This is a genomic window from Microcoleus sp. B4-C2, assembly GCF_036705265.1.
Classification (GTDB): Bacteria; Cyanobacteriota; Cyanobacteriia; order Cyanobacteriales; family Microcoleaceae; genus Microcoleus.
The window spans coordinates 1-18,447 of record NZ_JAUBUB010000047.1 but is presented as its reverse complement, the minus strand read 5'-3'; the positions used below and the strand labels follow the sequence as shown (position 1 = coordinate 18,447).

General features: G+C 45.2%; 17 protein-coding genes. 9 read left to right on the top strand and 8 right to left on the bottom strand.

The window, feature by feature from the left end; translation table 11 throughout:
* Window positions 1-11: 11 nt before the first annotated feature.
* The 3 genes from QUB20_RS15240 to QUB20_RS15230 form a co-directional block, all read right to left on the bottom strand.
* Window positions 12-380, bottom strand: coding sequence for a hypothetical protein (locus QUB20_RS15240; protein ID WP_333247235.1), 369 nt, complete (start codon window positions 378-380; stop codon window positions 12-14).
* Between the two features lie 59 nt (window positions 381-439).
* A complete protein-coding gene (locus QUB20_RS15235) occupies window positions 440-1,144 on the bottom strand; it encodes a hypothetical protein (RefSeq protein WP_333247233.1) in 705 nt (234 codons plus the stop codon).
* A 92-nt stretch (window positions 1,145-1,236) separates the two neighbouring features.
* Window positions 1,237-1,503 (bottom strand): hypothetical protein, encoded by a 267-nt coding sequence (locus QUB20_RS15230; RefSeq protein ID WP_006634886.1) that lies wholly within the window; start codon window positions 1,501-1,503, stop codon window positions 1,237-1,239.
* A 254-nt stretch (window positions 1,504-1,757) separates the two neighbouring features.
* Here QUB20_RS15230 and QUB20_RS15225 point away from each other — a divergent pair, with 254 nt between their 5' ends.
* From QUB20_RS15225 to QUB20_RS15205, 5 genes are all read left to right on the top strand, one after another.
* Window positions 1,758-2,081, top strand: a complete 324-nt coding sequence (locus QUB20_RS15225) for a helix-turn-helix transcriptional regulator (RefSeq protein WP_333159648.1) — start codon at window positions 1,758-1,760, stop codon at window positions 2,079-2,081.
* Window positions 2,082-2,096: 15 nt separating this feature from the next.
* A complete protein-coding gene (locus QUB20_RS15220; protein ID WP_333247231.1) occupies window positions 2,097-2,786 on the top strand; it encodes an ImmA/IrrE family metallo-endopeptidase in 690 nt (229 codons plus the stop codon).
* Window positions 2,787-2,866: 80 nt separating this feature from the next.
* Complete coding sequence (locus QUB20_RS15215; protein ID WP_332983381.1) at window positions 2,867-3,220, top strand: hypothetical protein; 354 nt, start codon at window positions 2,867-2,869, stop codon at window positions 3,218-3,220.
* Entirely contained in the window at window positions 3,217-3,666 is a 450-nt protein-coding gene (locus tag QUB20_RS15210) for a nucleic acid-binding protein (RefSeq protein ID WP_333207724.1), read from the top strand. The genes QUB20_RS15215 and QUB20_RS15210 overlap by 4 nt, the downstream gene beginning before the upstream one ends.
* Before the next feature lie 42 nt (window positions 3,667-3,708).
* Window positions 3,709-4,590 carry a YheC/YheD family protein gene (locus tag QUB20_RS15205; RefSeq protein WP_333247229.1) on the top strand — a complete coding sequence of 294 codons (882 nt, stop codon included), beginning with the start codon at window positions 3,709-3,711 and terminating at the stop codon, window positions 4,588-4,590.
* Window positions 4,591-4,629: 39 nt separating this feature from the next.
* Here QUB20_RS15205 and QUB20_RS15200 read toward each other — a convergent pair whose 3' ends face one another.
* Both QUB20_RS15200 and argS read right to left on the bottom strand, forming a co-directional pair.
* Window positions 4,630-5,877, bottom strand: a complete 1,248-nt coding sequence (locus QUB20_RS15200) for an L-lactate MFS transporter (RefSeq protein WP_333247227.1) — start codon at window positions 5,875-5,877, stop codon at window positions 4,630-4,632.
* Between the two features lie 358 nt (window positions 5,878-6,235).
* Window positions 6,236-7,993, bottom strand: coding sequence for an arginine--tRNA ligase (gene argS, locus QUB20_RS15195; RefSeq protein ID WP_333247225.1), 1,758 nt, complete (start codon window positions 7,991-7,993; stop codon window positions 6,236-6,238).
* Between the two features lie 349 nt (window positions 7,994-8,342).
* Here argS and QUB20_RS15190 point away from each other — a divergent pair, with 349 nt between their 5' ends.
* The 4 genes from QUB20_RS15190 to QUB20_RS15175 all read left to right on the top strand — a co-directional run bounded on the left by QUB20_RS15190 (window position 8,343) and on the right by QUB20_RS15175 (window position 15,456).
* Complete coding sequence (locus tag QUB20_RS15190; protein WP_333247223.1) at window positions 8,343-8,738, top strand: hypothetical protein; 396 nt, start codon at window positions 8,343-8,345, stop codon at window positions 8,736-8,738.
* Window positions 8,739-9,511: 773 nt separating this feature from the next.
* The gene (locus QUB20_RS15185) at window positions 9,512-9,637 is read left to right on the top strand and encodes a hypothetical protein (protein ID WP_333291455.1); all 126 of its coding nucleotides are present in this window, start codon (window positions 9,512-9,514) and stop codon (window positions 9,635-9,637) included.
* A gap of 104 nt (window positions 9,638-9,741) precedes the next feature.
* Window positions 9,742-11,133 carry a malic enzyme-like NAD(P)-binding protein gene (locus QUB20_RS15180; RefSeq protein ID WP_333244270.1) on the top strand — a complete coding sequence of 464 codons (1,392 nt, stop codon included), beginning with the start codon at window positions 9,742-9,744 and terminating at the stop codon, window positions 11,131-11,133.
* Window positions 11,134-11,613: 480 nt separating this feature from the next.
* Window positions 11,614-15,456 carry a PAS domain S-box protein gene (locus QUB20_RS15175; RefSeq protein WP_333247221.1) on the top strand — a complete coding sequence of 1,281 codons (3,843 nt, stop codon included), beginning with the start codon at window positions 11,614-11,616 and terminating at the stop codon, window positions 15,454-15,456.
* A 184-nt stretch (window positions 15,457-15,640) separates the two neighbouring features.
* On the opposite strand, the gene QUB20_RS15170 is transcribed toward QUB20_RS15175, so the two are convergent.
* The 3 genes from QUB20_RS15170 to QUB20_RS15160 form a co-directional block, all read right to left on the bottom strand.
* Entirely contained in the window at window positions 15,641-17,029 is a 1,389-nt protein-coding gene (locus QUB20_RS15170) for a cytochrome P450 (protein WP_333251473.1), read from the bottom strand.
* Window positions 17,030-17,112: 83 nt separating this feature from the next.
* Window positions 17,113-17,610, bottom strand: coding sequence for a GNAT family N-acetyltransferase (locus QUB20_RS15165; RefSeq protein ID WP_333251475.1), 498 nt, complete (start codon window positions 17,608-17,610; stop codon window positions 17,113-17,115).
* A gap of 91 nt (window positions 17,611-17,701) precedes the next feature.
* The gene (locus tag QUB20_RS15160; protein ID WP_333251478.1) at window positions 17,702-18,298 is read right to left on the bottom strand and encodes a tRNA isopentenyl-2-thiomethyl-A-37 hydroxylase MiaE; all 597 of its coding nucleotides are present in this window, start codon (window positions 18,296-18,298) and stop codon (window positions 17,702-17,704) included.
* Between the last annotated feature and the right edge of the window lie 149 nt (window positions 18,299-18,447).

Below are 18,447 nucleotides of genomic sequence, written 5' to 3'. Positions count from 1 at the left end.
AACGTTTTCAGTTATTCAAAGTTGCGGAGTTGGCTGAGAATAGCTTGGTATTTTCTGGCTGCGTCGGGTTTTTCTTCGGGATTGGCGCTGGCTAGAGTTCTGAGAATTTTCCAGCAGCGATCGCACCGATTTCCTTCCCAGCAGCCGCACTCATCAATTATACTCAAAAGTGCGCCTTTTAGCAATTGATTTTCCGCTAACAAAGCTCGGTAATTCCGCTGGACTGATTCGGCTACTAAAGTCATGTGCTGGAAGTCTTCGGTGAGACTTTCGATGTCGTTAACTGCATCTGTCCGAATTTGGTCTAGCAGCTCAAGATTCTCTTTCAAACGACTTTCTTGCAGGTTTGGTTTGGTTTTCAGCTTGGTTAATTTCTTCATTTCACTCTGTTGTAACAGTTATGGTAAAGGCGCGATTTAATCGCGCCTTTACAACAAAATTAGAACAAGTCAGCCGTTAATTGCTCTTCGGCTGGCGGTAGTGACATACCGCCGTTGGAATTCAAAGCCATAGCATCGCTTTCACCGCCAGCGTGAGCGGCCATCAAGCAGGCAACTTGCTGCGCCGGCAGGTTATCTAAACACACCATAGCCCTTGTTCCTTCTAAGTCAATCATCCGCGATTGATTGCTAGAATCTGACAAAACTGCTGCGGCTTGGTCGATAACGGCCCAATCTTTCCGCTCGTTCCAAGACCATTTCAAGCTGTAGTAGTTTATCGGTTTTACTACTCCGCTGTCGTCTGGTTTCTGACCGGAGTGCTTGACAAATTCGGGAACAAAAATCCCGGTTGCTGGTTCTACGCCGCGAGATTGAACTGATGCTACTAAGCGGTTAAAATCGTTCAAGCTGCGGTTTTTGATGTATGTCACCATGACTACTCCTTGCGGCAATTCGCCTGTTTCCGCGACAAACCACAGTTGACCCCACAATGTGTGCGAAGTTTGACCTAGGGAACCGAAGAATTTGGAGAATTTGAGGATTGTCATGGAACACTTGGAACCGTAGTCGGTGTCGCCGATCGCCCACTGGCCACTTTGGCAATTGTTACGTACTGCGATCGGGATTTCCGGTACTAGCAAAGCATTGCTCGGTTTGGCACCAAATACTGAAAATGTAGGTCTTTCTTGTGTTTTAGTAGTCATTGTTCGTTTTTCCTTAGTTATTTATTGCTTTACGGGGAATTGGTAATTGGTAATCCGTTAAATCTCGTACATTGCTGGTGGCCGAACTTCGATTACCTAATGAGATGTGTTGTCGCTTTTGGTTCTGGATAGGTATACTCAAGCATCGCCTCTTGTTGAGCTTTGATAATCCGCAGCGCGGCGAGCAAATGCTCTAACGTTTCTAAGTGCGCTGGGGTGAAGTGGATGCTGAAGCCTTCGCCATCCCGCGCGTAGCCGGGACAAACCAGTGAGGCTGAGCTTTGTTCTTCGTGGGTGGCGATGTATAGCCAGTCATCGTCTTCGAGCTTGTAATGCGTGTCTGTCCAGGTTCTCAGCATTTGCGATCTGCTCCTCCTTATTTGCTGCGTACAAGCGTTTTGACGCCCAGCGCTTCTCACTCCTCTGAAGTTGACGACGCTATATGTAGCGTGTGAGCTAGGCTAATTTGCACCCTTAACCCTACCAGTCAGGGTTAAATCGTTGATTAAACCGTCAACTAATCTCATGGTAGCGCGGGTTGATTTTCCCGTCAAGTATTTTGTTGAACTTTTCATCAAAACAGGCTAGAATGCTTGTCAGGAGGCGAAAAACCGTGGAACAAACATTTGGAAGACTGATCCGTCAAGCTCGCAAGGACAAAGCTTACTCACAACGTGAGCTAGCAGCTATGCTAAGTGTGGACTTTACTTATTTGTCGAAGTTGGAGAACGATCGAGCGGATTATGCGCCAAAAGAGGAGGTAATCCGATCGCTAGCGCGGAATCTAGACATAAACGAAGAGGAATTGATTTTCTTGGCGGGGAGGCTGCCGCAGCAGTACGAAGCGCTGCTGAAGCAGAATCCGAAGGAAATGCAGGCTCTTTTCCGCCGGATGCAAGAAAATCCAGATTGGCTCAAACAGTCTTTTGAAGCGTAAGAGAGGCCCCTCATAGTGAGTATTTTTAAGCCGTATTGCTTCTATCCCAAAGAATCGATCGAGCGTTTGGCAAATGACATCTTGATGCAGATGCAGAAAACGCAAAATTTTGCTCCGAGATGGCCTTTTGATGCGACAACGGTTGCTGATTTTCTGGATTTAGGCGTAGTTTGGGAGTGCATTGAGCCGGATGAAGAAGGTGCGATCGCGGCGAGGATTTTGCCACAGCAGCGGTTAATCGAAATCAACGAACAGATTCTCGAAAAACCGGCCGGTTTCATCGAATCGACGATCGCCCACGAAATCGGCCACTGGGTGCTACACGTCAATCAAGACGAAGCAGACGGCACTGTCGAACAGTTGGAACTAAACTTGGGCAATCAAGGAAAAGCAGCCCAGGATGTCGAGGAACCGTTTGTTTGTCGGGGTGCGAGTGCTGATAATAAGGTTTTGTCGATCGAATGGCAAGCGCAATATTTTGCAAGCTGTTTGTTGATGCCTCGGTGTATTTTGGAGGAAAAAAGACAGGGACGCGATTTAACCAAGTGGTCGCATTTATACAAAATGAGAGATGAATTGGGAGTGAGCATTTCCAATTTAACAAACCGCTTGCAAGAATTCGATTGGATTTACATTCCCAAGGGAACGCGCGAGATTTATGCCGGGAAAGATGCGGCAAACGGACAGCAGCGGTTGTTTGGATAGAATTTGATAGAATTTGAGGTTTGAGAGAGATTCTCGAATCTCAACTTTTTCAGATAAGTTTGAAAGAATGAGGTTGCAAAATGGAAACCAAACGAGTAGCAGACCTGACAGTTGAAGAACTGCAAGCGATAATTCTCGAAACCAAACGAGTATCAGACTTGACCGTTGGAGAATTGAAAGCGATAATTGCGGAAGCGATCGATATGCGGTTAAGCCAATGGATAAATCCTTTCAATAGCAATACCTTGCCCCTAGTTCCGCAAAGGACGAAGGAAGAACAAATGCAGAGGAATTTAGCAGCAATAGAGTGGTTGCAAAAGTGGCGAGAAGAAGGAGACGCCGAGGAACAAACAGAGACATTTGAATATTTGCAAAAAGTATTAGACGAAGACAGGCTTTCGTCGAACCGACCGTTATTTGTGCAACAAAAATGATAGTTTTATTGGATTCTGGGCCTCTGGGAATATTAACAAATCCCAAGGGGCCACCTGTGACTGTAGAGTGCCAACTTTGGGTAGAATCTTTGCTATTTAAAGGCTACAGGATGATTTTACCTGAAATAGCAGATTATGAAGTGCGGCGCGAGTTATTGCGGGCAAATAAGTTGGCAGGTATCAAACGCCTTAACGAATGCAAATCTCGCTGGCTGGAATACTTGCCGATAACAACGCCAGTAATTCTCAAAGCGGCCGATTTGTGGGCGGCATCGCGTCAGGCAGGAATGCCGACAGCAGATCCCAAAGAACTTGATGGAGATGTGATTTTAGCAGCTCAAGCTTTGCTGCTTCGTGGCGGTGGAGAAGCGGTTGTTATTGCTACAACAAATGTGGGGCATTTGTCGCGATTTGTGGATGCTCGTCACTGGCGAGATATTGACTGAGCGTACAGAAAAAATTAAAAGTCACAAGTTAAATTACATTTTATGCTAACCAATATTGAAATCCTGCTGGCGGCTTGTGAGGAATTAAATATCCCTTACGAAATCCTGCATCCTTCCCAAAACTTGATTAGACTCAAACAGGGCGGCGAAGAATATTATTTTGTCAATTACATGACGGCATTTAACAGCGCGTCAGTAGCAGAGATTTTTAAAGACAAAGAATATACCTATCAACTATTAAACGGCAAAATAAATACTCCCAGAACTCTCGGTTTTGTCTCGCCTCACTGCGAGGAGAAGTATAAAAAGTATTTGAGTTTCCCAGATATTGAATCAATAGTTTTAGAAGTCAACAAAAAATTCGCTTTGCCGGTGATTCTCAAAAGAAATCGCGGTGCTGGGGGCAACAATGTTTTTTTGTGTGAAACTAGAGAGCAAATTAAAGAAGCCCTAGAAATTATATTTAACGTCCACAGCAAAGATTATGACTATGTGGCGCTAGCTCAAGAATATATCGAAATTGCCCACGAATATCGGGCTGTCTTCTGCAAAGAAAAGCTAGTTTTGCTGTACGAAAAAGACAAATCTCAGGCTGAATTTGCAGGCAATTTAAGCCCGCTGCACTGGGAAGGTGCAAAAGCCAAACATATAATCAACCCCAAACTCATGTCTGAGATTGAAGATTTTGTTAAACCTGTTTTTGCTGAAATTGCGATTAATTATGCGGGGCTTGACATCGCGCTAGATACAAAAGGAGCATATTGGTTGATTGAAATTAACTCAAGTCCCAATTACGATATTTTTGTCAGAGATAACGATCGCCAAATTGCTGTAAAGATGTTTAAAGATATCTTAGAAAATTGGAAAAGCCGAGAAACTGGGTTGTTCACCGATATTCACGGCTCAAATCCCATATTTTCCTAAAAAACCCGGTTTCTGCGATCGGGGGTGCGCCAGTCCCGATTAAGAAACATCGGCTTCGGCTGCAATTTTAACCCCTCCCTTCAGCGCAAACACGGCGGTGATGATGCCAACAACCGCAAGAATTGCCGTAATGTAAAAAGCGTTGGTATAGCTGCCAAAAGTATCGCGAATTTTCCCCGCAGCAATTGTACCGAAAAACGCTCCAACTCCGTAGGCTGTATACACAATGCCGTAGTTTTTCGCGTAGTCTGTGGGGTCGAATAAAGTTAAAGTTGCCGTGGGCGCGATCGCCAGCCATCCTCCTAACGACAGCCAGAACAAACAAAACGCAATGATATAAGTTGCGACTTGTCCTTCGCCCGCCTGAGTCATCATAATCGATGCGATTAAGATGAGAATGTAGTTGGCTATCGCGGCATATTTTGGCTTAAATCGATCGGTTATCCAACCAAACATCGGACGCCCCATACCGTTAAATATGGCAAACAGAGAAACCGTTGCTGCAGCCGTTCCCGCGTCTAATTTAATAATTTCCTGCGCCACGGAAGAAGAAATTCCGATCGCGCCCAATCCCACCAGCGTGCCAATTGTGTAGCATACCCACAGCCCGTAAAATGCGGGAGATTTCATCATCGGTGCGATCGGGCTATTTACCGCTGTGCCCGATCGGGCGGCCGCAAATCCCGCAGGCGTCCATCCAGTTGGCGGCATTTTCAAAACGGTCGAAATTGCCAAAATAATGACGGTAAAAGCGATGCCTAAAATCAGAAATGTTTGCGCTATTTGATAGGTATCGATTAAATATTTGGCAATCGGTGCGGTAATTAAAGGCGACAAACCAAACCCAATTACTGTTAGCCCAACTGCCAATCCTTTTTTATCGGGAAACCACTTGGCTGCTACTGCTAGCGGTACGCCGTAAGCAATTCCCACCCCGGCACCGGCGATAACTCCATAGGTGAGTACCAGGACAGTAATATTAGGTGCAAATGCCGATAAAATATAGCCGCTTCCCATCACGACGCCGCCGACTGCGGTCACGGTGCGAGAACCGTATCGATCGATAAAAAAGCCGGTAATTGGCATCAGTACGGCAAAAACTACTAACAATACGGTAAACGGCAATAAACTATCCGTTGCACCGATATCGAGCTGCTTTTCTAGCGGCTTTCTAAAGATACTCCAAGAATAAACTGTACCCAGACAAAGCAAGACCGTGATTCCCAGCGGAACGAACAACCAGCGGCCTTTTTCTGCTGGCATTCCGAAAACTTTTGTTTCGTTCATGTTTTTAATTTTTATCGAGGAGGCATTAATAGGTAATGGCTGTGCATTCCCCGATAAATTGTAAATTTACTATAAGTTTGTTACCGATGCAATAGTTGTGTTAAAAAAATATTAAACTTAACTAAAATCTGCGCGCAAGTTGGAAATTTTTGTGAGATATCGCAACGATCACCCGATGGCTAAAAAGATGTTTCAAGACATCTTAGAAAGTTGGAAATAATGCGCTAAACTTAATTGGAGAAATGGGCTAGCGAATTAAATATGTAGGGTGCGCTTCGGCGCACCGCAACTAAATAATGTAGCGCACGGAGCACCGCAACTAAATAATGTAGGGTGCGCGCCCCGCACCCCTTACCGCTTACATTCTTTCCAATACCTTAATCCCCAACAACTCCAAACCCAACTTCAAAGTCCTCGCCGTCAAATCGCACAAAATTAACCGCGAAGTCCGCAACGGTTCCTCAGATTTCAACACCTGACACTGTTCGTAAAATTGATTGTATTTTTGACTCAATTCAAACAAATACTGACAAATCCGATTCGGCAACAAATCGCCCTCAACAGCATTTATCACTTCACTAAATTGCAATAAATGCTTGGCTAAAACTAACTCCGCATCCGACTGCAAAATTACTTTCGCACTAGCATCTAAATTCTCGAAATCAATCTCACCTTTGCGGCTAATTCCGTGCACGCGCGCGCAAACATAGAGCATATAAGGTGCTGTATTTCCTTTCAAATCCAGCATCTTATCGTAACTAAAAGTGTAATTGCTCGCCCGGTTTTGACTTAAATCGGCATACTTAACCGCACTCAAACCAATTACTCGACCTACGTTAGCTATAAACTCTTTAGTTTCCTGTCTTTCTTCTGTGACTAATCTGTCTTCCAAATCTTTGGTGGCGCGGACGATCGCCTCATCTAACAAATCCTGCAACCGCACTGTTTCCCCAGAACGAGTTTTGAGTTTTTTGCCGTCTTCTCCCAATACCAAACCGAAGGGAATGTGGACAATTTCGACATCATCAGGAATCCAACCGGCTTTTCTGGCTACTGCAAATACTTGGGCAAAATGGTTGGCTTGTCCTGAATCGGTGACATAAATTAAGCGCTGTGCATTGTCTTTTTGGATGCGGTAGCGCACTGCTGCTAAATCTGTTGTGGCGTAATTGTAGCCGCCGTCGGTTTTTTGGACGATTAGCGGCAGTGGTTCGCCTTCTTTGTTGGTAAAACCGTCTACAAAAACGCATTTCGCGCCGTCACTTTCTACTAACAAACCTAGACTGGTTAAATCTTCGACTACTGCGGGCAATAATGGATTGTAAAACGATTCGCCGCGTTCGGTTAATTTGATATCGAGCAAATCGTAGATTACTTGGAATTCGCGGCGAGATTGATCGCATAGCAATTTCCAAGCGCGGCGGGTGTCTTCGGCGCCTGCTTGCAGTTTTACTACTTCTTGGCGGGCGGTTTCTTTGAAGGTTTCGTCTGCGTCAAAGCGCTGTTTTGCTTGGCGGTAAAATGCGACTAAATCTCCTAAGTCTAGGGCGTCAGCAGTTGTGAGGGCTTCGGGGTGAACTTCGCGCAAGTATGCGATCAGCATCCCGAATTGGGTGCCCCAGTCGCCGATGTGGTTGATTCTGAGTACGTCGTGGCCTTGGAATTCGAGGGTGCGGGCGATCGCATCTCCGATGATTGTCGATCGCAAGTGTCCGACGTGCATTTCTTTGGCTATATTCGGACTCGAAAAGTCGATCGCGATTGTCTGAGGCGTTTTGGCGGGTTCAATTCCCAAACGCGAGTCGCCGGCGATCGCACTAATTTGCGCTTCCAAATAAGCCGGTTTCAGCTTCAAATTGATAAAACCGGGCCCGGCGATTTCTGGGGTTTCGCAGATGTCAGCAATATCTAGGTTTTCGATGATTGTCGAGGCGATCGCCCGTGGGGGCTTTCCTAACTTTTTCCCCAAACTCATCGCGGCGTTGCACTGAAAGTCCCCAAAGTTGGGATTGCTGGCGGCGGCTAGCATCGGATCTGCACCTGCATAACTTTCGCCGAATGCAGCGGTGAATGCTTTTTCAAATTTTGCTTTTAACTGTTGGGCGATCGAGTTCATCTTGAATATTTTGATTGGATGTTTATTTTCAACTCTAGATTCAGCACTTTTTGCCAATAATACTCTTACTACTTAGGTAATTTCCCTCTGGTTCTCTCCCTCTGGCCCTCTCCCCCTCTCCTCACCTACTAGGAAATTTTGTACTTAGCTTTGAGCTGCTGATGCGATCAAAATCACTGGCCGTGATAGCACAGAGTACATTTTATCACAGTTGCGATCGCTACACAAATTAAAAAATGTCACATCAAGTCCATGATCTCGATCGCTAGATAATTTTGTTAAATCGCTTACATTAAGGTATGTTAAAATTTTTTCAATGCTCCCAAAAATCCTACGAAAGGAAGTAGTTATGTTACCTCAACCTATTTTTGGCGATCGCTCTCTGACCCACGTCTTTTATCAAGCAGTAATCGCTCGCTTCTACGACGGTTTCAGTCTCTCCACCCAAGCACTATTACGAGAGTGTACCCTTGGCTTCGCTCCTTGTCCCGATGGAGTCAAAACCTTTTTCATCATCGCGCCAAGTCTCGATGCAGCAGAGCAACTAATGGAAAAAATGGACAGTATTTTGGAGCGAGTTGCCGAACTCATGGCTGGAGTCGGACAAGTTGCTCTGTGCATAGTTCCCCCCGGCAGCGAAGCAGAGCAACCGGTAGATATGCAAGACTTAGAAAAAGTTCCCCCAGATTGTCTGGCTTGCAAATTCTTTACAATTATATGGGCCGATGCTGCGGCCGATCGGTAAAATTGACAGTTAGCAACCAGCAACTCAACAGGGTTCGGCCCAAGCTGTGCCTGTGTCGGCGCGGGGTAGATTGTCTGTTAGTTACACTCCCTGGAATTATCGGGCAAAGCGTGCAGGTAATTTAGAGCGTTTGCAAGGTTGCAGTCGCAATCTTTGGCAAGTGTTAAACCAGACAAAATATATATCAAAGACCCGCTTGTCAGTCGCTCAGATTTTTACCTGCCGGCTCAAACAGCCGTGCATCTACTTTTTACATTCCCCATAAAGGCCACCAAAAAGCCGCATCAACTCTCCTGAGTGTCTCGCTTCAAAAGACAGCAGCAGGAATTAGGCGGTATCGCTAGAAAATAGATTTTTGCGAAATATCTGCTGATGTTCAGAATAAGCAGAAATATTCTCAAAAATAGATAATAGTTCCGCAGGTTGACCGAAAGCATCCCGGATACAAGCCCCCGGATTCATCCGTCCCGAAATAAAAAACCTGTATCCGATAAAGAAGTCCCCGAATTTATCCCTGGGGTCAATGCTTCAATTCTTTAATCTAAAATCTAAAATCTAAAATCTAAAATCGATTGACCTCAGAAACCCGGTTTCTACCCCCGCGCTTCATATTCGCGCTTCCCTGGGAAATTGACAGAAAATAGGCTGTTTGTGGGAGAGTCAATCAATTTTAGATTTTAGATTTTAGATTTTAGATTGACTTGCGCGAGATAAATGCGGGGGCTTGAGGATTTTTGATTTTAGATTTTGGATTGATTCCACGGATAAATCACGTGGCGGGTACCACCTTTGAAATTCCTGGTAACAAGCTAGAAACAGAGCACAGATTTACTCAAAAAAAGATTAGTTTTCCAGCCACACCCCTAGCAGTGCAGAGCGATCGTACCACAGGCTCATAGAATTTGTTAAAAATTTCAGTTGAAAATTTAAATTATTAAATTTTATGCCTAACATTGGCGATAAAATCTAAGATTGAAATTATCAAATCTGAAATCAAGGCATCATGGTAAAACTGACACCGAACCCCAGCTTTAGTTTAACAATTCGGGTTGCTCTGCCGAACCAGCCGGGAATGCTGGCAAGAGTCACCAGCGCGATCGCATCTGTCGGTGGCAACTTCGGCCAAATCGACTTGATCGAGCAAACCCGCGCCACTACCGTTCGCGATATCACCGTCGATGCTTACAGCCTCGAGCACAATGAAGAAATAGTGCAAGCAGTTAAAGGACTGCCAGATATTAAAGTGATCGAGGTGTACGATCGCACTTTCAACTTGCACCGCGGCGGAAAAATCAGCGTAGTGAGCAAAATTTCCCTCAAACGCCAGTCGGATTTAGCTATGGCATACACTCCTGGAGTGGGCCGCATCTGCACGGCGATCGCCAATGACCCGCAACAAGTTTATAACCTCACAATCAAACAAAATACTGTTGCCATTGTTACCGACGGTAGCGCAGTTTTGGGATTGGGAAACCTCGGCCCTGCCGCCGCACTGCCAGTTATGGAAGGCAAAGCCATGCTATTTAAAGAATTTGCAGGTATTGACGCCTTTCCTATCTGTTTGAATACCCAAGATACCGAGGAAATTATTCGCACAGTGCAGAATATCGCCCCGGTTTTTGGCGGCGTTAATCTCGAAGATATTTCTTCTCCCCGCTGCTTTGAAATCGAAGCAAGATTGCGGGAAACCTTAGATATTCCGATTTTTCACGACGACCAGCACGGCACTGCGATTGTTAGTTTGGCAGCATTAATTAATGCCTTGAAAATCGTCAAAAAAACCATCTCAGAAGTGTGTATCGTGATAAACGGAGCCGGTGCGGCCGGAGTCGCGATCGCCCGCTTGCTGCGTAAAGCAGGTGCCCAAAACATCATCATGTGCGACTCCAAAGGCGTTCTCTCCGAAGACCGCACGGATATGAACCCAGAAAAACTAGAATTTGCCGTGGCTTCGAGCGGTACTTTGGAAGATGCGATCGCCGGTGCCGATGTATTTTTAGGCGTCAGCGCCCCCGGCGTAGTCACCCGATCGATGGTGCGTTCGATGGCCGAAAATCCCATTGTTTTTGCAATGGCAAATCCCATTCCCGAAATTCAGCCAGAATTAATTATGGAAGATGCGGCGATCATAGCAACCGGACGCAGCGATTACCCGAATCAAATTAACAATGTTTTGGCATTTCCGGGGATATTTCGAGGCGCTTTGGACTGCAAAGCTGCCACGATTACGCCCACTATGTACTTGGAAGCAGCTTATGCGATCGCCTCTTTAGTCAGTCCTTCCCAGCTTGACAAAGAGCACATTATACCCTCGGTTTTTGACGAAAGAGTTGCCATTGCTGTCGCCGGTGCAGTGCAGTTGGCCGCTCGATCCGAAGGTATTGCCCGCGATTAATTGAAGGAAGTTCGGCAACGGATTCGCTCGACGGATGTCACGGATGTCACGGATGTAATGGATGTCCGTCGGAAGAGGGAAGAAGGAAGAAGGTTGGAGGGAAGATACCATGTATAAATTAATGGTCTTTGTACCAGTTTTGTACTTCTTCTTTTGTGATTTTTCGGGTTTCTTCTCATTCCCTCTTTCCTCCTCCCCGGTGATTATTACTCACTTTTGTTTCCCCATCTTGTCTTTTTCCTCAACATCCATCCGTTAAATCCCGTACAGGGATCGTTGCCGAACTTCCCTCGAACCTCGAACCTCCAATCTCTTCCTTCTTCCATCCAAGCTCAGCATCTATCAGTTACATTTGTTAAATCCCGTAGAGGGATCGTTGCCGAACTTCATTCTTCCCTCTTTTTTAATTAAGGATAAAACTCACAAAAATAAACAAGATAATAAAGATATAATTAAATAAACCAAGTCCAGCTAGGTCAGATGCAAAGCCAGTTAGGAAAAGCCAAGCGCAATCGCTCCCGTTGCCAATTGTTAGAACTGTGCCCGATAGGGCTGGCATTGTGCCGGACGGACGGGACTTTTCTCGACGTAAATCCAGCTTTTGCAAGTATTATCGGCCGCACAGTTGCAGAAACTCTCCACCTCAACTATTGGGAAATTCAGCAAACACAGTGCGCGCACCCAGAAAAATATCTAGAATGTCAAGCAGAAAATAGCCACACGCACCTGTGCGAAGCAGCATACAAACATAAAAACCAGCATCTCGTACCCGTGCGAGTTTCCGAGCGGGCAATTGAAACAGAGGGACTGTCCGCGATTTGGCTAAGTGTTGAAGAAATCTTTAATAATCGGGATCAAAATAGCCCTCCCCTAGAATCAGCGTCGCCACACAGCAATTCACATCTAGAAAAATTGCTGACAAAGCAGACTGCGGAACTGGAAAAAACTCAGAAACTACTAGAAGAAAAAATCGCCGAACTGGAGCAAACTCAAGAAAAATTGCGTCTCCAAAGTCAAATTATCGACCAAATTCACGAGGCGGTAATTTCTACAGATATGGACGGCTCGATCACCATGTGGAATCAAGCCTGCCAAAAGTTATACGGCTATGAAGCAACTGAGGCTATCGGACAGCACATTTCTCTAATTTACCCGCCAGAAGAACACGAATTTTTGTTACAGCAAGTCATCAAACCGCTACAAGAAAAAGGCGAGCATGAAATAGAAGTTATAACACGCCGTAAATCGGGAGAAAAATTTTACTCGCACCTGATGCTCTCGCTATTGAAAGACAAAATGGGAGAAGTTGTGGGGATGATGGGATCTTTAACCGATCTCAGCGTTTGCAAAGCTTTAGAACAAGAATTAGCACAAAGACAAGGACTATTTGATGCCTTTTTAAAGGAGGCTCCGGCGGGACTTTGTATTTTGGACTCGCAGTTGCGCTACGTGCAAATTAATCAATTTTTAGCAGAAATAAATTGCCTGAGCCCAGCAGCTCACATCGGCAAGACTGTACGCGAAATATTGCCAAATATCGCTCCCATAATAGAGCCTTTGTACGAAAAAATTTTGAGGACAAAACAACCATTAATTAACATAGAGATGAGTGGTGACAACCCCAGAAAGCCTGGGTTTGTCCGACACCTAACAGGCTCTTATTTTCCCTTGCTAGACAAAGATGGCGAGGCGATCGGCATCGGTGCAGTTGTAGTTGACATTAGCGATCGCAAACAAGCAGAAGCTGCGCTGCAAAAAAGCGAACAGCTTTACCGCACTATGGCAAGCAACATTCCTAATGGTGCGGTGATGTTGTTCGATCCAGAAATGCGCTACACGCTGGTAGAAGGTACAGAATTAGCCGCCGTGGGACTTGCAAAAGAATTGATGGAAGGCAAGACAATCTGGGAAGTGTTCGAGCCAGATTTTTGCGCTGCTGTCGAGCCAAATTATCGGGCGGCACTGGCAGGAGAAACAGTTGTTACAGAATTTATTTACAGCGATCGCGTCTACGTCGGTTATACTTTGCCAGTCAGAAACGAACGGCAAGAAATTATCGGCGGATTGCTAATGACTCAAAACATTACGGCTCGCCAGTTAGCAGAAGAAGCGCTCAGAGAAAGCGAGGAAAAATACAGGTGCATTGTCGAGACAGCAGACGAAGGAATTTGGATGATAGATACGGAGGGTAAAACTACTTTTGTTAACCAAAAAATGGCTAATATGCTCGGCTGCACTCCAGAGGAAATGATCGGAAAGTCGCTATTTGCTTTCATGGATGCAGAAGGCATCGCGATCGCACAAATCAGCCTCGAACGTCGCCGTGAAGGAATTCGCGAACAGCTCGATTTTAAGTTCCGTAGCCGAGACGGCAGGGACTTGTGGGCGATGGTTTCTACTAATTCCTTGGTAGATAAACAGGGACGCTATATGGGCGCTTTGGCAATGGTTGCCGACATTACCGATCGCAAGCAAACAGAAGCCGCATTGCAGCAGTCGGAAGCCAAATTTCGATCGCTCTACGAATTAACCAGTTTGCCTGTTTTTATGCTATGTGACAATGCCATCACCGATGCCAACACAGCCACCCTAAAACTATTCGGCTGCACCGCCCCGCAACAGTTGTACGGCCAAAACCCTGGCACACTCTCGCCTCCTTTTCAACCCAACGGCAGAGATTCTTTGAGCTTGGCCCACGACATGATAGCCATCGCCTTTGAGCGGGGAAAGCACCGTTTTGATTGGGTTCATCAGCGCTTAGACGGTACTGATTTTCCCGCAGAAGTGGTGCTGACAATCATCGAGGTGGGAAATGAAAAAATTATCCAAGGAGTGATCCAAGATTTAACCGATCGCAAACTTGCAGAAGAAACTTTAGTGCGATCGGAACAAGCCCTCAGACAGCAAGCTCAGAGAGAACAACTACTCAATCAAATTGCCAACCAAATCCGCACTTCTTTAGATTTAGACACAATTGTAGAAACCGCAGTTCAAGAAATTCGCAATCTGATGCACCTAGATTGGTGCATCTTCACTTGGTATCGCCCCAACAACAATCCTCCGGTTTGGGAAGTAACTTACGAAGCGAAGAATGCAGATTTGCCGAGTATGATTGGCACTTATTCTGTAGAGGACAAATCTAGTCTCGCAGTGCGACAGATTTTGCGGCGAGAAATTCTGCGAATTGATGATGTCAGCACTTTTGAAGATGTAGAATTGCGCGAAGTTTTCCAGGCTTCAAATTTTAACTCAGTGCTGTCGCTGCCAATTCATACTGCTGCAGGCGATATTGGGGTGATTACCTGCTATCAGGCTATCTCCGTGCGAAATTGGAGCGAATCGGAAGTCGAACTGATGCAAGCGGTGGTCGCTCAAATTGCGATCGCGATCGACCACGCTGAACTTTACACCCAAACCCGCAAAGCGGCCCGACTAGCTCAAGCTCAAACTCAACAGCTAGAAGAAACCTTGCGCGAACTCCAACGTACCCAAACTCAATTAATTCAAAGTGAAAAAATGTCGAGTTTGGGACAGTTAGTAGCAGGTGTCGCCCACGAAATTAACAACCCGGTTAATTTTATCTATGGCAATCTCAGCTACACCAGCGAATACACTCAAAACTTGCTAAAAATGCTGCGACTTTACCAGAAAGAATACCCGCAGCCTACCGCAAGAATTGTAGATGCAAGGGAAGACTTGGAAATTGATTATCTCATTGAAGATTTACCTAAAATTTTAGCATCTATGAAAGTCGGAGCCGATCGCATCCGCGACATAGTTTTGAGCCTGCGAACTTTTTCAAGACTTGACGAAGCCGAAAAGAAACAAGTTGACATTCACGAAGGCATTGAAAGCACGCTGCTGATTTTGCAAAACCGCCTGAAACATAAAGCCGATCACCCGACAATTAATGTGATTAAAGAATACGGTAATTTGCCTTTAGTTGAATGTTATCCCGGTCAGTTAAATCAAGTATTTATGAATTTGTTGAGCAATGCGCTAGACGCATTGGAAATGGAGATGAAGAAATCCGAGCGCACCGCCAAAAATCTCGCAATTACAATTCGCACCCAAGTAACCGACAATAACAGCGTTGCCATCTGGATAGCTGACAGCGGCCCTGGGATGAGCGAAGATGTGCAAAGGCGCTTGTTTGACCCGTTTTTCACTACTAAACCCATTGGCAAAGGAACTGGCTTAGGATTGGCTATTTCGCACTCTATTATAGTAGAAAAACACGGCGGCAAGCTTTCTTGCAATTCTGTAGTGGGAGAAGGTTCCGAATTTGCGATCGAGATTCCTCTGCAGCAAAAAATAAATTAAAACCCGTTGCATTGGTATCATATCATCTCCGATCGATCGACCGGATTTGATAAGGATCGCGAATTAAATAACTTACAATTTTAATTGTTATTGTGGGATGGGCGTCCCGCCCGTCCTTTTTGGACGGGCGGGACGCCCATCCCACTTTCAAGAGTGGAAGTTATTTAATTCTCATTCCTAAGATTCAAATCCGACCCTTTACAACCAAACGCACACCACCAGCGGGTGCCATTGTCAAACCGCGGCGTACTGGCAAAACCGGACGATTTTCTGCAAGTTCTAAAGAGTATCGTGACAGCACTTTCGCCAATACTAACTTCATTTCAAACATTGCGAATGCTGTGCCAATACAGCGGCGGTTCCCTCCTCCAAACGGCAAATATTCGTAAGGCGAAAATTGCCTTTCTAGAAAACGTTCGGGTTTAAAACGTTTTGGTTCCGGGTAAATATCCGGTCGGTGGTGAACCAAATAAATGCAGGTAGAAAGTATCATTCCTTTGGGAATATTATAACCCATTAACTGCATGGGAGCTTGCAGAAGGCGCGGAAATGCAAAAAATAGGATCGGATAAATCCGCAGCGTTTCGCAACAGACAGCATTCAAATACGGGAGTTTACTTATTTCCGTCGGCTCGCAATTTTCGACATCAATAGAATTGAGTTCTTGCAGCAGTTTTTCACGGACTTCTGGGATGTAGTGAATCCAATACAAAGCCCAGGCTAAAGCTGTGGCTGTAGTTTCGTGTCCTGCGAATAAGATTGTCATTAATTCATCGCGCAATTCAACGTCGCTCATCGGCTTTCCTGCTTCGTCACGAGCGGAAATTAACAAGCTCAGGATGTCTTCTCCCAATGGTTCAGACTGAGTTTTGCGAGCGCGAATTTCTTGATAAAGCAGTTCATCTAAACGCTGTCTTTGTCGCAGAAATCCTCCCCAAGGACTCCAAGCACCTAAATCTTTTTGCAAGGACTTGATAAACAAAAAGGTAGCGCTTAATGGATTGCTAAACAGGCTGAACATATTAATCATTAGTTGCTGAATTTGCTGGTAGCGTTCTCCTTCGCTCAGCCCAAAAACAGCGTGTAAAATTACTTCCAAGGAAATTTCCTGCATAGTTGATTGCGCGATTACCGAGTTACCAGGAGTCCAATTATTAATTACTTTTTCGGTTGTATCGCGGATGATTTGTCCGTAAGCTTTCATCCGTTCACCGTGAAAAGGTGGCATTAAAAGTTTGCGCTGCTGCAAATGTCGATCGCCATCTAACAACAATAACGAATTCGAGCCTACTAAAGGTAGCGTTATCTGGTTTCCCGTACTGGATTCAAAGAGTTTGGAATCGGATGTAAAAATTTCTTGAATAGCTTGAGGATTGCTAACAATTACTTGGGGCGGAAAGTTGCTGAATTCGCTGGTAAAAAGGTCGCCGTAGCGCTGAGAATTACTATCTAAATAATACAGAGGATTTAAAATTCCCCGCACTGTCTGAACAAATCTAGCGTCTTTAGGGCCGTCTAGCAATTTGTTGGTAGCATGATTTTGAGAGTGAGAGTTTTCTGTGGTGATAGTCATTTGTTTTCCTCCTAGATTAATTTACTCAGTTTCAATCAACTGTTGATTGAAACTGAGTAAATTAATCATTGTTTACAAAAACCTTATTGTACTTTTTTTATACCTAGAGATTTTACGTAAACCCGATCGCACCTTGGCGTCTCCACACCAGTTGTCGGTAGATATCCGCTATTTTCATACATTTTCACAGCTTCTTTGAGAATGCTGGCAGTTTCTATCCAGATTTCATCAAAGCCGCGAGCGATAATTTTACTTTCCAATTCTTGCAGTAAAAATTTACCCAAACCCTGTCCTCTTGCTGCTGGCAAAATATACATTTTGCGAATTTCCACAGCATTATTTCCGCGCTCAATCGGATAGTAAGCCGCCGTACCGACTATTTTATCCTGCCGCTCAACTACCCAAAATTCGCCACCTTGATTATGATAATGTAGTTCTACATCATAGACATCTCGATCTGCCCCGTGAGGTTCGCATTTTAAACCGTACTCTGCTAAAACATCCCTAATTAAATAGAACGCCTCAGCGCGATCGCGGGTTTCCCAGGAACGAATTAAAAAATCCAGATGTTGGGTTTTCATTGGTTATTGCAACGTATATTTATTTTTTGACTTTAGCAACTGTAAACTTACTCATTTTTTGTGTTTTACAGTTTTTAAATGCACCTAGCTTTTAACTGTGAATTCTCGGTTCGGGATGAAGACTTGCCAGCAACTCGCTCTCTACTAATGATAATTCCTCCAACCTCTGCATCACAATATCCCGATCGAAATAAGTTGTTGCTAAAATCCAATATACCCCGTAATGGCGCGCTTCCGAAGCCATCAAACTGCGGTAAAACTTAGCTAATTGGGCGTCGGGACAGCGATCGCCCAGCAGCCCCAACCGTTCGTGACTGCGCGCTTCTATCAAACCAGAAACCAACAAAGAATCCAAAAGTCTCTCCGGTTCCTGCTTGCGAATTTGGGCGGACAAACCGGCACCGTAGGGAGGTGCGGCCAAAGGGCCTAAAGCAATGCCGCGCTTTTCTAACCGCTGGTTGACTTGCTCGAAATGCTCTAATTCTTCGCGGGCGATCGCCGTTAGCATCCTCACCAATTTTTCCTTTGCTGGGTAGCGAAACATTAAATTTAACGCTACTCCCGCCGCTTTCCGCTCGCAGTGAGAATGGTCTAATAAGATTGTATCCAAATGGGCGATCGCCTGTTCCACCCAAGCTTCCGAAGTCGGCTGTTTCAAAAACTTAATAGTTGGCAGTGTTGAAGTCATACCATTTTAGATTTCAGATTTTAGACTTTAGATTAGTCATTTTAGGGTGCGTCAGGTTAGGATCGCGAATTAAATAACTTATAATTTTAATTGTTATTGTGGGATGGGCGTCCCGCCCGTCCTTTTTGGACGGGCGGGACGCCCATCCC

Excerpts from the sequence above, each read along its gene's own strand:
- QUB20_RS15240 (WP_333247235.1), bottom strand. The coding sequence starts at position 380 with ATGAAGAAATTAACCAAGCTGAAAACCAAACCAAACCTGCAAGAAAGT.
- QUB20_RS15235 (WP_333247233.1), bottom strand. The coding sequence starts at position 1,144 with ATGACTACTAAAACACAAGAAAGACCTACATTTTCAGTATTTGGTGCC.
- QUB20_RS15230 (WP_006634886.1), bottom strand. The coding sequence starts at position 1,503 with ATGCTGAGAACCTGGACAGACACGCATTACAAGCTCGAAGACGATGAC.
- QUB20_RS15215 (WP_332983381.1), top strand. The coding sequence starts at position 2,867 with ATGGAAACCAAACGAGTAGCAGACCTGACAGTTGAAGAACTGCAAGCG.
- QUB20_RS15210 (WP_333207724.1), top strand. The coding sequence starts at position 3,217 with ATGATAGTTTTATTGGATTCTGGGCCTCTGGGAATATTAACAAATCCC.
- QUB20_RS15205 (WP_333247229.1), top strand. The coding sequence starts at position 3,709 with ATGCTAACCAATATTGAAATCCTGCTGGCGGCTTGTGAGGAATTAAAT.
- QUB20_RS15200 (WP_333247227.1), bottom strand. The coding sequence starts at position 5,877 with ATGAACGAAACAAAAGTTTTCGGAATGCCAGCAGAAAAAGGCCGCTGG.
- argS (WP_333247225.1), bottom strand. The coding sequence starts at position 7,993 with ATGAACTCGATCGCCCAACAGTTAAAAGCAAAATTTGAAAAAGCATTC.
- QUB20_RS15190 (WP_333247223.1), top strand. The coding sequence starts at position 8,343 with ATGTTACCTCAACCTATTTTTGGCGATCGCTCTCTGACCCACGTCTTT.
- QUB20_RS15180 (WP_333244270.1), top strand. The coding sequence starts at position 9,742 with ATGGTAAAACTGACACCGAACCCCAGCTTTAGTTTAACAATTCGGGTT.
- QUB20_RS15175 (WP_333247221.1), top strand. The coding sequence starts at position 11,614 with ATGCAAAGCCAGTTAGGAAAAGCCAAGCGCAATCGCTCCCGTTGCCAA.
- QUB20_RS15170 (WP_333251473.1), bottom strand. The coding sequence starts at position 17,029 with ATGACTATCACCACAGAAAACTCTCACTCTCAAAATCATGCTACCAAC.
- QUB20_RS15165 (WP_333251475.1), bottom strand. The coding sequence starts at position 17,610 with ATGAAAACCCAACATCTGGATTTTTTAATTCGTTCCTGGGAAACCCGC.
- QUB20_RS15160 (WP_333251478.1), bottom strand. The coding sequence starts at position 18,298 with ATGACTTCAACACTGCCAACTATTAAGTTTTTGAAACAGCCGACTTCG.